A 15,980-nucleotide genomic window follows, 5' to 3' on the forward strand; every position below is an offset into this window, starting at 1 on the left:
GTTAGCAAAGTATTTATCAACTAGAAAGACAAAAAGCTAAGATTTCTTAAAAAAAAAGGCAAGCTAAACGCTTGCCTTTTTCAGTGACCCCGATGATTCAAAGTTCAAACTTTTTAGAACTGGAGCTGAAAGAAATAAATGTTTTCATGAAGGATAATGTCTTGAATTAATAAATATAAAATATCTTTTTATTAATAGACACTTGTAAATGTTATAACATTATTTTCTTTGTATAACTACTATTCCCAATACCGACCTTAATTATATACAGTCCATTTGATAGGTTGGACAAAGGTATAGATAGTATTTCTCCTTTTTGATCATATATATATTTATGGAAGTATCGTTTTCCATTAATACCATATACATCAACTGATGAAATCGGTTTTTCATATTGGATAGATAAAATCTTTTGATTTGTTGATATAATTAAAGATGAGAGTGAAGGATATTGCTCTAAATCATTGGCAACTTCACTTTTGCCCAACCACAAGTTTCTTTTATAACCAGAATTTTTATTAGCATTAAGCCATCTAAACCCACCATTTCTCATAACATTACCGTCAAAATCAAAAAATGTACAATGTTCCATTGATGAACCTGAATCCAAAAATCGTTTTTCTCTACCATCTTCTGTTCCTCTAGGAACTTTTGTACAACTTTTAGAACCATTTTTAGCAGCAACCCAACCTGGTTCCCAGCTAATAACTCCCAAGGCGCCTGCATTAGCAGCTGTTTCAGACAAACTATCGTACCATTCGTATTGACCTTTTTCTGTTACTGGCAAACCATTATCTTCAATTAAAGTTGCATTAATATTATTCCTCAAATTATCTTTATACTCTGAAGTGAACGGATAAGCTGTTTCAACAATCATAACTTCTCTACCAGAATTTCTTCTGGTATCTCTAATATAAGTTTCGAGTTGAGCAAAGCTTATATTCTTTTCAATTTGATGAAAAGTGGGGTAATATGAAACCCCTATCACATCAACCTCCTCTTTTTTTAATGTCCAACTATCAGAAAATTCAGTTAACTTATCAAACCAAGTTTCCATTAGGTCCGCCCTTGAATAATGGACAATAATCTTAGCACTACTAGCTTCAGAATCATTTACTCCTTTTACTCCAAATTTGAGCAAAGCTGACAACCTTTTTATAGAATCCCAACTAACATTCTCTGCGAGCCTAGTATCGCACATAGCTGTGTCGGTTTCATTTCCAATTTGTACATAGGCAATAGTGACACCTGTATCCATAATTTTATTTAAAGTATTAAGGGTATGATTATAAATTTTATTTCCTAACCACTTCCAATCTGAATAATTTTGATCTTTTCTCCAAGCTTCTGGTATCCATTGCCCTTTGGGATCTGCCCAAGTGTCTGAATAGTGAAAGTTTATCATCACTTTCATGTTTCCATTTTCTTTGATCTTTTTACAAGCTTCTACAACCTCATCTACACTACTTAAACCCCCTATTGGATTTACCCAAACTCTAAGTCTTACGATATCTGCACCTTCCCATTTAAATATTTTATAAGGATTTACCGGCCAAAAGTTTTCTCCGTTTTTATACCCAAATTCAGCACAATTATCATTTATCAATTGTTCTATTGTAGATAAATCGGCTCCTAATTGCATACGTTGAGAGTAAATTGAGCGGCTCCAACATGTCATGATAACTACTATTAAAATGAATTTTTTCATAATTTCTATATTTATTTGTGTTAATATTAAATTACTCATAACCCCCTTTGATATTATATAAAATTCGTGTAAGAGACCCCTTCTTACTTTTATAAAACTTGCATACGAATGACTTTTGTATAGTATAAAATCTACTACATCCTTATAGTTATTAATTAAAAAAATCCTGTTTTAGGTTATTTAAATTTTTATTATAGAACTCGATAGCCTTGGTGGTTTTATAATTATTATCAAAAAGTGTGGCATTATCCCAATGAGAACCTTGACCCCATTTTGTATAACATTTTGTAGATACCCAAGCAGGCTCCCAATAAATTAACCCTTTTCCACCTGCTTTTTTTATTACTTCTTTAAGTCTAACTAAATAATCTAATTGTCCTTGTTGTGATGCTGGGAAATTATCAATCAACGCTTTACTTCCCAAAATATTATTTGCTGTATCTACATTAGTAAGAGTAAAAGGATATGCAGTCTCAACAATCATTAATTTTTTATCATAAGTATCTATTAGAGCTTTTAATGGCACAAAAAGATTCTCTAAAGTATACTCAGACCATATAGGGTAATAAGACAAACCTATCCAATCGTAATCAATAATCTTATTTATAGAAGCTTTTTCAAACCATAATAATGCATTTTCTGGTTGTGCTATGTGTAACATTACCTCCATATTCTTATCCCTTTTTTTCGCAATATCTCTAACAGCTTCTATTCCTTTGTTTATTAAATAAGAATTTCTCTTCCAATCAATAGGAAACTTCAATTCACCATCTTGAAGAATCATGGCGTTAATTTCATTACCTACTTGCACAATATCCGGCAATAGATCACTGTTTGCTAAATCATTAAGAGTTTTATATGTGTATTGGTATAGAATTTTTCCGAGTGCAAAAGTGTCATCTACTTTATCCAACCACGCTACAGGAATTTGTTGACTTGAAGGGTCTGTCCAATGATCTGAATAATGAAAATCTAAAAGCACTTGCATCCCTAATTTTTTAGCTCTATAAATCGATTTTTTTACATCTTCAAAATTAGAATAGTTTGTCCATTTGGGATTATGCCATAATCTTAGTCTAATTAAATTAGCTCCTTCTTTTTTAAAAATATTATATACATCTTCAGGAACTCCTTGCTTATTTTTATAAATAGCTCCACAATCTTCCATTTCATTCACATATGACAGATCTGCACCGTAAAAAAAAACTGAAACATCATTAGAGATTTTGTTATTACTATCTCCATTCTTCCTGATATCTGAACAAGAAACCAAAAATGATAATGTGATAATGAAATTTAAAATCTTCATATGAACTTTTATTTAATATTCTTCATTAATAATCAATTAACCTATTCGGTTAAAAACCTGTATATAGTTGTTGATTCGTATTTCTCATTAGGAATTAAAAGTGTACTAGGGAAATTATCATGATTTGGGGAGTCCGGAAAATGTTGAGTTTCTAGACAAAAACCACCTCTATGCAGATAAGTTCCTTTCTTTTTTGCTTTTACTTTACCATCTAAAAAATTACCAGTGTACAATTGTATTCCTGGTTCAGTCGTAGAAATTTCTAAAACTCTTCCACTTCTAGGACTTAATATTCGAGCAGCAAAAACAGGCTGTCTTTTAACTTTAGAATTAGTTTTTATAATAAAATTATGGTCGTAACCTTTCCCATATTCTAATTGCTCGCTTTGGTCTTCAATATCTTGCCCAATTCTTTTTGGTTTTGTAAAATCAAAAGGAGTTCCTGAAACATTTTTTATTTCTCCGGTGGGAATTAAATTTTGATTAACCGGGGTATAATAATCAGCATTAATTTGTAAAATATGATCTTCAATATTTCCTACTCCTTCACCTGATAAATTAAAATATGAATGATTGGTGAAATTAATTATTGTTTTTTTATCTGTAGTTGCATTATACGATATGATTAATTCGTTTTCCTCTGTTAATTTCATATTAACTATTACTTTTAAATTACCTGGAAAACCTTCTGATAGATCATTAGAAAAAATTGTACATTCTAAAGATTTATCTCTAATAACTTTTACGTCCCAGATATTTGAATGGAATCCCGATAATCCACCGTGTAAATGATTGTTTTGATCATTTTTGCTAAGAATATATTTGTGTTCTCCGATATAAAACTCTCCATTACATATTCTGCTACAAAATCTACCTATTGTAGATCCAAAATATATTTCTTTTGTGTACAGATACTGATCGATATCTAAAAAACCTAAGACAATATCTTCAAACTCATTATTCCTATCAGGTACATTTACAGAGGTGATTTTTAATCCATAATTAATAATCCTCACCTCAATTCCTGTAGTATTTTTGAGAACATATTCAGTTAATAAAATATTCCTTTCTAAGATCTTTTCTTTCATAAAACAAAAACATTTTAAATTACGAGAATATAAAATATATGTAGATTACTATTACGCATATCAAAACCGAGATCAATTTCACATATTTCCACGGAATTATAGCTACATTTTTAGTATACTCTAACACAAAAGAGTTTTCTCTGGGATAAATTTTGCCAATAAAAAGCATCAGTATTACATTAAAAAGAAATATAATCCCCATCATATGTAAAAAATGAGGAAACTTACCTTCTAAAATAGTTGTATCCAAAACAATATATATCAGATATAATATAGCTCCTAAAAGTATGGCAACTTTTGCTGCAATAGCTGGTACTCTTTTTGTTAAATATCCAACTAATATTATAGTTAAAATGGGGATACTATAACACCCATTGACTTTTTGTAAATATCCAAACAAACCATCTGGAGCCTTTGCGATAAAAGGTGCTATGAACATTGCTGATAATGCTAAAAACAGTCCAAAAATTTTACCCGCATGAACAACTTGATGTTCACTTGCTTCTTTATTAATATATTCTTTATAAATATCTATACCGAAGAGTGTGATAGAACTATTAAGAGTACTATTAAAAGAACTTAAGATAGCACCAAATAACACTGCCGCAAAAAAACCAATCAATGCTGTTGGTAATACCTTATTAACTAGTTCGGGATATGCTTTGTCAGGGTTCGAAATAGTATCTCCAAACAAATAAAAAGCTATTATTCCTGGTAATACTACTATGAGTGGCCCTAAAATTTTTATAAATGCTCCCATAAGCAATCCTTTCTGGCCTTCTTTTAAATTCTTTGCTCCTAAAGCTCTTTGAATAATAGCTTGATTTGTTCCCCAGTAAAACAGTTGTACGAGCATCATGCCTGTAAAAATAGTTCCAAAAGGTATTGATGAATCACCAGCACCAATGACATTAAATTTTTCTGGATGAGATACAAAAAGTTTTTCTAAACCTATTAAAACGCTACCATCTCCAATTTCTATTAATCCAAATATTGGAATAATTAAACCTCCAATTAATAATCCAATAGCATTTATAGTATCAGATACTGCTACCGCTTTTAATCCCCCAAAAATAGCATATATTGAACCAGTGGTACCAATACTGAATACACATATCCAAATAGCAGTTTCCTCTGAAACTCCGAATAACTCTGGAACATTGAACATAGTACTAATCGCTAATGATCCTGAATATAGAACAATCGGTAATAATACCACAACATACCCTGTTAAAAAAAGCCCCGATGTTATAGCTTTCGTGGGTGTATCATATCTTTCTTCTAAAAACTGGGGAATTGTTATGATACCTCCTTTTAGGTAATTAGGTAGTAAGAACACAGCAGTAATTACCATTGCAATAGCTGCAAGGGTTTCCCAAGCCATAACTAATATTCCTTCTTCGAATGCTTGACCATTAAGTCCAATTATCTGTTCTGTAGATAGATTTGTAAGTAATAAAGAACCTGCAATTACTGTAGCAGTTAAACTTCTACCACCTAAAAAATACCCTTCTGAAGTATACTCATCTGTAGTTCTGGTAGCTCGATATGAAATAAATGCGACCAATGCCGTGAATGCTAAAAAAGAAAATATAATCATAATTAACCTTGATGTATTTTAAGTTCCCAATCCCAAGCGGACTTAAGTGCTTGTTCTAAGCTACGCTGGGGTTTCCATCCCAGTACTTCATAGGCTTTTTTATTATCTGCATATGTAGCTGTTACATCGCCTTTTCTTCTTGGAGCTATTTTATAATTTAGCTTTTGGAAACTAACTTTTTCAAAAGACTTAATTATCTCCATAACACTATTACCAGTGCCCGCACCTAGGTTAAAGATTTCATAATTAGATTCATTTGTTCTACCCATAAGTCTTTTGATAGCCATTACATGTGCTATCGCTAAATCAACTACATGAATGTAATCTCTTACACAAGTTCCGTCATTCGTATTATAATCATCTCCAAAAACTAAAAGCTCTTCTCTTTTTCCTATGGCGGTTTGAGTAATAAAAGGCACCAAATTTTGTGGAACTCCCAGTGGTAATTCCCCTATTTCAGATGAATCGTGCGCTCCGATAGGGTTAAAATATCTTAGTACTGTAGCACTGATACTCTCATTAATTTTGCAAAAATCTTTTAATATTTCTTCTCCAATCTGTTTCGTATTCCCATAAACAGACAATGCTGGTTTTATTGGTTCATCTTCTCTTATTGGAAGTACATTGGGTTCCCCATAAATCGTACAAGAAGAACTAAAAATAAAGTTTACGTCTTTTTTCTTTGATAATTGAATTAACAAATATAAAATAGGGTTTATATTATTTTCATAATATTGAAGAGGCTTTTCGATACTTTCGCCAACCGCTTTAGAGGCGGCGAAATGGATTATATTTTTTATATCGTTGTATTGAAAAAACAAATTTTGTACGTCTTCTTTATTATTTAGATGCACATATTCAAAAAAAGGTTTTACACCGGTAATATTTTTGATACCCTCCAAAACATCAATTCTCGAGTTAGACAAATTATCTACAATAACAACATCAAAACCTATATTAATAAGCTCTACAACTGTGTGTGATCCTATATATCCTAATCCACCTGTTACCATTACTCTTGGTTTTGGCTCTGTTTCTTTACTATTCACTTTTTAATATTAATTTACTTTATATTAATCCTATCTGATTTTAATCTTTTTGAACTTGCTTCGAGGATTATGGAATCCTGAGGTTTATTTGTTTTTAGTAAAATTGTTGCAATTCCGGCTTCTGATTGCAAAGGATTCTCACCTATTAGTTCCGCATTTCCTGAAATAATTCTAAAAGAAATAGGGTTATTAGCTGTCGTATTTACGTTATTATTTTCATCAACTATTTTTGCATAAACAAAAAGAATATCTTCACCGTTCTTTGATATTTCTTTTCCAGAAGTATCTAATTCAAGTATTATTTTTTTTGGTATCTCCGAAGTATGTATGACATCTTTTATAACCTCTTTATCATTTTTATCATATCCTATAGCTACTAATTTACCTGAATCATAAGTGTCTACTTCAAAAATAAAAGGGGGAAATTGAAGTGCATCTGAGTATCCAGGAATTCTCTGTGCTTTCTTTTTCTCTATCAGCTTATCATTAACATATAATGCTACCTTTTCAACATTACTAAAAACTTTAACGGTTGTATTAGATGATTCTAACCAATCATTAGCGATGAAAATTGTATATCCATTATCTTTCGGATCAGATTGACTTTTATAAAAATAATAGCTGTACTTAGGTAATCTAAAAATGTCTGATATTCCTGAACTCTCAATATCTTTCGCATATCCCCTATTGTAATCAAACATCAACCAATTAGCGTGACCTATAGTATTTTTACCTAGTTTGTTAGAATTAAAAGCTTCTTGAAAATTTAAAGCTTGTTGTAATAATCTTTTTTCTCCAGAACCTCTCAACTGACGACTCGATCTCTCATCCTCTTTTAGGTCATCAAAAGCTTTCTGATTAAAGCCAGCATTCTGAGCATAATATTCCCAATCTCCATATTCTGCAATAAGAACTTTTCTTCCTCTTTTATTATATGTATTCCAATAATCTGGGAATTTTCCGTGTTGCCGGGCTGGAATATATAAATTATATGAAGGATGATCTATCCAACCCGCTGTATAAGTATCATCATAAGGCAGCTCTTCTTTCACAATATTATTAGCTTCAATCATAAACGCATCTGTCATTGCTGACTCGTTCAGCGAATTTTCCCAAAAAATAACACTTGGATGATTTCTGTCTCTACGGACCATATCCTTAATATCTTGAAAAGAATTTTTAACAAATTCTTCTTCTTCATAATATTGCCAACCAGGTATACAGTTCATGACCATTAATCCTAATTCATCACAAGCATTCATAAAAGACTCAGAATGTGGATAATGTGATAAACGAACAAAATCAAAACCAGCTTTTTTAATTTTAAAAGCATCTCTATAATTAGCTTCATCAGAAATAGCATATCCAATATATGGATATTCTTGATGACGATTTGTTCCATTTATGAAACGTTTTTTTCCATTAAGAAAGAAACCTTCTTTATTAAGTGTAATTGATCTTATACCCATTTTTAACTTTTGGAAATCAGTTATAGCACCATCTTCTAATATTTGTATTTCTATTTCATATAAATTCGGAAATTCTGGTGACCACAACTCAGGCTCTTCTACTTTAATCGATTGTAAAACCTCCTCCTCGCTATCAGCTTTAATCAAATATTCTTTTGATCCAAAATTGGCTACTTCCCTATCATTTTTTTTTATAGTAACTTTAAGATTACAGCTTCTATCTTGGTTACTACTATTTTTGATATGTACCTTAACAAAACCAGAAGCTAGACTATTCTGTATTTTATCAAAATGTATTAAAACTCCTCCTCCATTACTTTTATTTGCATTTACTGAATTAGTTATAAAAAGAGAGTTGGTCTTTATATGGAATACGTTTCTATATATCCCTCCGTATGTATTAAAATCCAAATCCTCTAACTTTTTACCCGGAGGGATCGAAGTATTATCGTTATTATCTACTTTTACTATAATAGTATTCTCTCCTTTTATGAGTTGATCAGATATATCTGCTGTAAAAGGTAAGTACCCTCCTTTATGTTCAGTTATCAATTTACCATTACACCACACCATCGCCTTCTGCATTACACCTTCAAAATAGATGAAATGTTTTTTTCCTAAATCACCTACATTAATTGTGACGTTTTTTTTGTACCAAGAAATCCCTTGCCACTGATCATTAACAATCAATGGTTCTATATTAGTCGTGTGAGGGATGTTAATAGGTTTCCAATTAACATTATTAATAGTCTCTCCTTTTTGAAAACTCCAGTCTTCAGAGAAGTTCATTTGTTCTCTGCTTGGGATATAATCTTCATCCATATCCACTCTCTGCTGGCAAGAGAACATAAGTAATCCAACTATGCAACTATATAAGAATCTAAAAATCATTAGAAATTTGTATTAATGCTTAAAAAATTCATTCCTAAAGTTGGAACTCCCGTATCGTCATAAAGGGTTGCGTTATCCCAATTAGAACCTATACCAAAAAGCGTGGTACAATCAGTGGATACCCAGGCGGGTTCCCAATAAATAACTCCTGCCCCTCCCGCCTTTTTTGTAACATCTATTAATTTTGTCAAATAATCCAACTGTCCTTGTTGTGTAGCATCATAACCTTCAATTAAATTACCAGAGCCTAATACATTATTGGCAGTATCTGCATTTTCTAAAGTAAAAGGGTAAGCAGTTTCTACAATCATTACTTGTTTATTATGTATTTCTCTTAATAATTCTATTGCAGTACCTAGATTTTCATAATCTCCTGAATTATTCAATCCAAAATTAGTGGGAGATGGATAATAAGAAAGTCCTATCCAATCAAAATCCGTAACTCCATTATCTTTAGCTTGTTTAAACCAAAATAATGCATTCTCGGGTTGAGCGATATGCAGCATTACACCAATATCTTGACCTAAATCTTTAGAAGCTGTTCTAACAGCTTCAATCCCTCTATTTATCAGTTTCGAATTTCGTTGCCAATTTATTGTAAGGCCTTGTTCATCCTCAGATTGTAAAATTTCTGTATTAGTTTCGTTTCCAACTTGGACCATATCAGGCAGTAAATTGCCATCGTTTAATCTTTTCAAAATATTATATGTGTAATTAAATAATGAATCACCTAAGAACCCTAAGTTATTCTGAACACCAGACCAAGCTGCCGGAGTCACCTGAGTTCCAGGATCTGCCCATCGATCGGAGTAGTGAAAATCTAATAAAACTTTCAAGTTTTGAGTTTTTGCCCTTTGAATTGTTTTCTCTACATCTTCAATAGTAGAATACGAAGTGAAATCAGAAGGATTATTCCAAATTCTTACTCTTACAATATTTCCCCCTTTATTACTAATTGTGGTAAATGGATCAAAACTTACTCCGTTCTCATCAAAATAGGTTGCTCCACAGTCCTCCATTTCATTTACGTAAGAGAGATCAGCTCCCTTAAAGAATATTTCAGGAGCACCTATCTCTTCTACTTCTGGAACAACAATATAATCATCTGATGAACATGAAATTAACATCACAATAATGGCTAAATAAATTATACTATAATTATTCATTTTTCTTTCGTACTTTTTAGATTTTACTTAAAATTTGCTTGTTAGTTTTTATTCATTTGGAATAAAAATATAGCGTCCATCAATATCATTAAACCAAATATCATAGTTCCCTGAAGATACAGGTATGCTAATATCATCTCCTACATTCATAGTAGCTACGCCACTTAATGGCGTATTAGATCCCCAATCTATATCCCAAGCATCATCTGCTCTAAATTTAAGGTTTCCTTCCAATAAACCTTGCCCAGAAACGTACCACATATGATTATCTAAAGAAGAAACTTGTGTCATATCTGTATCAGGTTCATCCCAACCAGCAGCATCTCCAGTTCTTGCAGATCCTATAATACCTATTGTACCATAAGACGTTACTGACGAAGCATCTAAAGGTTCAAAAGTATATGTGTAATTGGCTGTATTGAACATAAGACTATAGTATCCTTCTACTACAATATCTCCTAAATTTTGTGGCTCACCACTACCATCCGGATTACTCGCAACTAGTGTTGCTCCATCATCCGATCCAATTTGGGGATGCCATTGTCCTTTTTTAGTTAAGACTTTAAACTTGCCTACACTGAAATACCCATTAAAATAGAAGATAGCAGGATTCTCAGGATCTCTGAATAGAGGTGTATTATTGTTATCATTATCCCATCCTGCAGCGGTAGCATCTCCAACTAAAAAATAATCCAACAACTCTACTGGCACCTCATATGTGGTGATCTCTTTACTAAGTACTTGACTGTCGATTTTTTGAACATTCTGAGAGATAGACGCTTCTACTTTAAATAGTAATGTATTGGAAATTCCTGCCTGCAAACCAAGAGCTATTGCAACCTGATTTAAATTACCATAAGTTATTTCTATTTCGGTTGCTGTAGTAGAACCCAGGCTTTGAGCCTGAGAAAAATCTCCACCTTCAGAATCAACTAATAATTTATAGTTTACTTGAGCATTAAATCCAAAATTAGCTTCATCCCATGAAAAAAGATCTGCTATTTCATCTGTATTAGTGGCAGTAATAATATAATCGCTATTTGCTGAATTAGTAGTTAATAAAACTTCTGAAGATTCTTGCGTTGTAGCAATTTTAAGTTCTCTATCATCATCTGTACAAGAAAAACTAAATAGCAGTGCAGTAATTATAATGAATGTCTTATATAAATATTTCATAATCATTTTTTTTTAATTAATATCCCGGATTTTGTTGCAAATTGGGGTTGGCTATTAAATCTGAGAAAGGTATTGGGAATAGTGCTCTAAACTCAAGAGAGGAAGATCCTTGTGCAACATTGCCTTTAAACGACCATAATAAATTGTCATACTCGCCAAATCGTATTAAATCAGTTCTTCTATGTCCTTCCCAATAAAGTTCTCTAGCTCTTTCTTTAAGTATAAAATCTAATGTTAAATCTGAAGCTGATATATTATTTATTGCACTTCCGTAGGCTCTTTCTTGAAGACGATTTACTAAACCAACAGCGGTAGTTATATCACCTCCGGTACCACCTCGCAATAGTGCTTCCGCATACATTAGGTATACATCTGCTAACCGAAATACCGGAAAATCTACATCAGGGTGAACTAATTGTGGATCAGAACCTAATTGACCATCTGCATTTACATTTCGAAATTTTTCTATTAAATATCCATCTCCAAAATTAGAAACATTAATAATTTCTAAAGACTGCCCATCTGTATAAAAATTGGCTCTTGTATCTGTGTTTCCTGAAGAGTCTACAAAATAATCAACAAAAGTCTTGGTAGTTCTCAATCCACTCCAACCCGCATCTATTCCATAATCACTTGGTACTTGATTACCTCCAACAGGTGCGTGTACTAAATATGTCATGCCACCGAAACCTTGAGTGTTTACCCCATCATAGGCAATCGGAAAAATGATCTCATTTTCTGCTCCATTCGTATTATTATCTGCAAAAAATAATTCATCGTAATTATCGTGTATTGAATAACCACTGTCCAATATTTTATTAATAGCTATTAATGCTTCCGTATTGTTATCTTCATTGACATATACCATAGAATTAAGATGTAACTTAGCCAGTAATGCCCAAGCAGCACCTTTATCAGCTCTTCCATACTCATTAAACCCTACAGGTTTTAGTATTGATTCTATATCATTTAATTCTAAAACTAGAAAATCAAAAATTTCTTTACGCTCTCCTTGATCCGGAAGAAAAGCACCTAATTCTTGATCTTCCTTAACAAAAGGTACATTTCCATATAAGTCAATCGCGTGCCAGTAACTAAATGCTCTTAGAAATCTTGCTTCAGCTCTATATACCAGAATTTCTTCTCTAATACTACCAGAAATACCTCTTATTTCTAGATTTTCATCTGAAGATTGTCTTATGAATTCATTCGCTAATGCTATCTGAAAGAATAGTCTATTATACAATATACTTATAAATGCATTGGACGGTGTCCACAAGTGAGTGTTTAAATCTTGTAAACCAGGATCATTCCATCCTATAATAGCTTCTTCAGTTGCCAACTCTTGAAGCTGCCAATATTGTCTTACATAATCTGTAAATCCTTCGTCACTAAAACCTACAATATCAGGGTTACCAAATGGTCCTTCTTGTCCAGTTACCGCGAGACCTGCATATATTTTTGCTATGAATTGTCGATATGCCTTGGGGTCATCAAAAATAGTGTCTGGAGTTTCTGATGCAAGAGGATCAAGGTTTAGTTCGCTTTCACAAGAAGAGAACAGCAAACTTAATCCAATACAATATATTATTACTTTTATTTTTTTCATCTTCACCATTATTAAAAATTAAAATCTAAGCCTAAAAGAAATGTTCTTGATCTTGGAAAGAAAGTTCCATCAATTCCATTATTAAGTTCGGGGTCAATACCATCATAATCTGTAAACACAAATACATTCTGTATCGTCGTATAGGTACGAAGTGTTACATTTCTTTTAAAAAGCTCTTTTATGTTATAACCAAGAGTTACATTATCTAGTTTAAGAAACGAGGCATCTTGCACATAATAATCCGAAAAAAGTTGAGGCTCTTCAAAACCTGTTTCTAAATAAGATGTGCTTAAATTAGAAAGAACGTTAGCATCAGAAAGTGCCTGTAAATTCCCCCTATTTGAGGCTATATTATTATATACGTAATTTCCAACGCTAGCTCTCCAAGTAAAACTTAAGTCTATATCCTTATATTTAAACAATGAATTTAAACCCATGACATAATCAGGATTTGGACTTTTGTATCTGTATCTATCATCATCCGTAATAATTCCATCTCCGTCAGTGTCTACATATAATCCTTCTATTGGTTTTCCTGAATCATCATAAACTTGCTGTAATACATAAAAAGAGTTTTGTTCATAACCAACAGAATTTATCTGAATCGTATTTCCACGGCCCCCAGCAATACTTCCTGTAAGACTCCCTATAGAATCCGAAGTATCATTTAATGACAATTTTGTTATTTCATTTTCAAAGAAGGATATATTAAAGCCTAAATTCCACGAAAAAGCTTTTGTTCTTATCGGAATTAAATTAAACACAAATTCTAATCCGCTATTCTCTAAATTACCAATATTAGTAACTAAAGCATCTGTAAGGTTACTTCCTGCTGGTACACTAGTAAAATTAAGAACATCTTCAACCTCTCTTTGATACCAATCTATAGATCCAGTTATCCTATCGTTAAAAAAACCATAGTCAATCCCTAGGTTTATCGTTTTTGAAACTTCCCACCTTATATTAGGATCGAAACCTTGTGGTCGTATCGTTGTTACAAATTCATTTCCGAATTGGTATCTAACTCTATCGTCTCCTACAGTAAATCGAGGTAAAAAACCAAAATCTTGATTTATCTCCTGTTGTCCTGTTTCTGCATATCCTCCTCTTATTTTTAGATTAGAAACAACATTTCTTTTACTAAGAAAATTTTCGTTTGAAATATTCCATCCTAAAGAAAAACCTCCAAAATTTCTTCTTCTATCTCTAGGATTTAATCTTGATGAAGCATCATTTCTATAGTTAATAGTTAATAAATACTTATTATTATAAGAATAATTTAATCTTCCAAAATAAGATAGCAATGAATTTTGAGTAGCAAAAGGTTGGGGATTGAATGTTTCACCTAATCCATCAACTGTTGAATTCTCAGAGGACCTAAAAAACTTTTGAAAAGAGTACCCTGCCGTCATATTTATTGTACTATTTATAGCAGAAATATTTTTCACATAGTTAAGATACCCATCAAAAAGCTGATTTCTATTCAAACTTTCTGATTCGCTTATCGTACCGCCTCTAGTTGTAGAAGCAGATCGTTGATCTACAATGGAATTACCATCAAACTCACTATAGTCATATCCTAAATTAATAGTAGCTTTTAACCCTTCTAGAAAAAGGTTCTTATAATCCAATTTTATATTACCTGTTGACCGTTTGGTAACACCTTGGTTTTTTGTTAATTGAATTAAACCGATTGGGTTTCTTGGCGCAAAATTATTGGGGTTACCTAATTGATCTATCCACTCGGTATACCCCCCAAAATTTAGATTTCCTGAGAACAACGATTGTGTCGGATCAAAGAGTACTGCAGCATTTAATGCACCTTGATTCCCAAACTCTTCATCCACATAAGAACCTCTAACATTTGTCTCAATCTTTAGATTACCATTAAACAATCTTTGTACATATTTAAGGCCTCCTGATACTCTTTCAAAAGCAGTTCTTTTCAAAATACCTTCTTCATTAAAGTAACCTAATGATAGTCTTATGGATGAATTATCAAACCCTTTACTAGCTGATATATTATGATTGTAACTAACAGATGCTCTATATATCTCATCCTGCCAATTATTACTATCGTTACCCAACAAAAATACCTCATTAGCGGTTGCATTATCTCTAACAACATAATTAAATTGTCTACTATCCAAAACATTTACGGTATTAGAAACATCACCAATAGAAGTAAATGAATTATAATTTAATTGAAGTGGAGTGTTATTTTTCCCTGATTTAGTTTTTACAATAATAACACCAGCTGTCGCTCTAGATCCATAAATTGCCGCTGCCGAAGCATCTTTAAGTATTGTTAAACTTTCTATATCGTTTGGGTTGATATAATTTAAAGCGCCTCTGTTGGTTTGATCCAAAGGAACTCCATCAACAACTATCAGTGGGCTAGTATTAGCTGATAAAGAAGATGTGCCTCCTCGTATTTTAATAACCCCTCCAGTTCCTGGCTGCCCATTTGCGGGTGTTATTTGGACCCCTGCCGTTCTACCGGCCAATAACTGCTCAAAAGATGCTATTGGTCCCTCATTAAAATTTTCTGAGTTTAATGTTTCTATAGAGGTGGTTAAATCTTTTTTCGACGATGAACCATATCCCACAACAACCACTTGTTCAAGGCTTTCTGTTTCTTCTTCTAATATTATATTCACCATTGTTGTAGAAACAATAACTTCTTCACTTATAAAACCTACATAAGAAAACACAAGAGTCTCCCCTATTTCTGTTTCAATAATAAAATCCCCATCAAAATCTGTGACCGCTCCTGTAGAGGTTTCTTTCACAGTAATATTAACCCCAAAAATTGGAACATTTTTTACATCGGAAACATTACCTTTTACTGTTATATTTTGAGCAAAAATCTCAAAGGAAGAAACTAACAATAGAAATATTAATAGTTTAGTCAT

Annotated in this window: 10 protein-coding genes; all 10 read right to left on the reverse strand. The window is 32.2% G+C overall.

What is annotated here, in order from left to right:
- Nucleotides 1-211 precede the first annotated feature (211 nt).
- The 10 genes from H526_RS0127610 to H526_RS0127655 all read right to left on the reverse strand — a co-directional run bounded on the left by H526_RS0127610 (nt 212) and on the right by H526_RS0127655 (nt 15,980).
- Nucleotides 212-1,708, reverse strand: a complete 1,497-nt coding sequence (locus tag H526_RS0127610) for a glycosyl hydrolase 53 family protein (protein WP_162144517.1) — start codon at nt 1,706-1,708, stop codon at nt 212-214.
- Nucleotides 1,709-1,859: 151 nt separating this feature from the next.
- Nucleotides 1,860-3,017, reverse strand: coding sequence for a glycoside hydrolase family 53 protein (locus H526_RS0127615; protein ID WP_027395899.1), 1,158 nt, complete (start codon nt 3,015-3,017; stop codon nt 1,860-1,862).
- A gap of 41 nt (nt 3,018-3,058) precedes the next feature.
- The gene (locus tag H526_RS0127620) at nt 3,059-4,105 is read right to left on the reverse strand and encodes an aldose epimerase family protein (protein WP_027395900.1); all 1,047 of its coding nucleotides are present in this window, start codon (nt 4,103-4,105) and stop codon (nt 3,059-3,061) included.
- 19 nt (nt 4,106-4,124) lie between these two features.
- Entirely contained in the window at nt 4,125-5,705 is a 1,581-nt protein-coding gene (locus H526_RS0127625) for a solute:sodium symporter family transporter (RefSeq protein WP_027395901.1), read from the reverse strand.
- A gap of 2 nt (nt 5,706-5,707) precedes the next feature.
- A complete protein-coding gene (gene galE, locus H526_RS0127630; protein WP_035086930.1) occupies nt 5,708-6,718 on the reverse strand; it encodes a UDP-glucose 4-epimerase GalE in 1,011 nt (336 codons plus the stop codon).
- A gap of 50 nt (nt 6,719-6,768) precedes the next feature.
- The gene (locus H526_RS0127635; RefSeq protein WP_027395903.1) at nt 6,769-9,114 is read right to left on the reverse strand and encodes a glycoside hydrolase family 2 protein; all 2,346 of its coding nucleotides are present in this window, start codon (nt 9,112-9,114) and stop codon (nt 6,769-6,771) included.
- Nucleotides 9,114-10,280, reverse strand: a complete 1,167-nt coding sequence (locus H526_RS0127640; RefSeq protein WP_027395904.1) for a glycoside hydrolase family 53 protein — start codon at nt 10,278-10,280, stop codon at nt 9,114-9,116. Before H526_RS0127640 ends, H526_RS0127635 begins: the two co-directional genes overlap by 1 nt.
- A gap of 48 nt (nt 10,281-10,328) precedes the next feature.
- Nucleotides 10,329-11,456 (reverse strand): SusE domain-containing protein, encoded by a 1,128-nt coding sequence (locus H526_RS31360; protein WP_051336397.1) that lies wholly within the window; start codon nt 11,454-11,456, stop codon nt 10,329-10,331.
- A gap of 16 nt (nt 11,457-11,472) precedes the next feature.
- Nucleotides 11,473-13,065, reverse strand: coding sequence for a RagB/SusD family nutrient uptake outer membrane protein (locus H526_RS0127650; RefSeq protein ID WP_035086864.1), 1,593 nt, complete (start codon nt 13,063-13,065; stop codon nt 11,473-11,475).
- 11 nt (nt 13,066-13,076) lie between these two features.
- Complete coding sequence (locus H526_RS0127655) at nt 13,077-15,980, reverse strand: SusC/RagA family TonB-linked outer membrane protein (RefSeq protein ID WP_162144518.1); 2,904 nt, start codon at nt 15,978-15,980, stop codon at nt 13,077-13,079.

Source organism: Aquimarina latercula DSM 2041, from assembly GCF_000430645.1.
GTDB classification, from domain to species: domain Bacteria; phylum Bacteroidota; class Bacteroidia; order Flavobacteriales; family Flavobacteriaceae; genus Aquimarina; species Aquimarina latercula.

What these genes read in the sequence shown, in the direction of transcription:
- H526_RS0127610 (WP_162144517.1), bottom strand. Translation starts at nt 1,708, where the DNA reads ATGAAAAAATTCATTTTAATAGTAGTTATCATGACATGTTGGAGCCGC.
- H526_RS0127615 (WP_027395899.1), bottom strand. Translation starts at nt 3,017, where the DNA reads ATGAAGATTTTAAATTTCATTATCACATTATCATTTTTGGTTTCTTGT.
- H526_RS0127620 (WP_027395900.1), bottom strand. Translation starts at nt 4,105, where the DNA reads ATGAAAGAAAAGATCTTAGAAAGGAATATTTTATTAACTGAATATGTT.
- H526_RS0127625 (WP_027395901.1), bottom strand. Translation starts at nt 5,705, where the DNA reads ATGATTATATTTTCTTTTTTAGCATTCACGGCATTGGTCGCATTTATT.
- galE (WP_035086930.1), bottom strand. Translation starts at nt 6,718, where the DNA reads ATGGTAACAGGTGGATTAGGATATATAGGATCACACACAGTTGTAGAG.
- H526_RS0127635 (WP_027395903.1), bottom strand. Translation starts at nt 9,114, where the DNA reads ATGATTTTTAGATTCTTATATAGTTGCATAGTTGGATTACTTATGTTC.
- H526_RS0127640 (WP_027395904.1), bottom strand. Translation starts at nt 10,280, where the DNA reads ATGAATAATTATAGTATAATTTATTTAGCCATTATTGTGATGTTAATT.
- H526_RS31360 (WP_051336397.1), bottom strand. Translation starts at nt 11,456, where the DNA reads ATGAAATATTTATATAAGACATTCATTATAATTACTGCACTGCTATTT.
- H526_RS0127650 (WP_035086864.1), bottom strand. Translation starts at nt 13,065, where the DNA reads ATGAAAAAAATAAAAGTAATAATATATTGTATTGGATTAAGTTTGCTG.
- H526_RS0127655 (WP_162144518.1), bottom strand. Translation starts at nt 15,980, where the DNA reads ATGACTAAACTATTAATATTTCTATTGTTAGTTTCTTCCTTTGAGATT.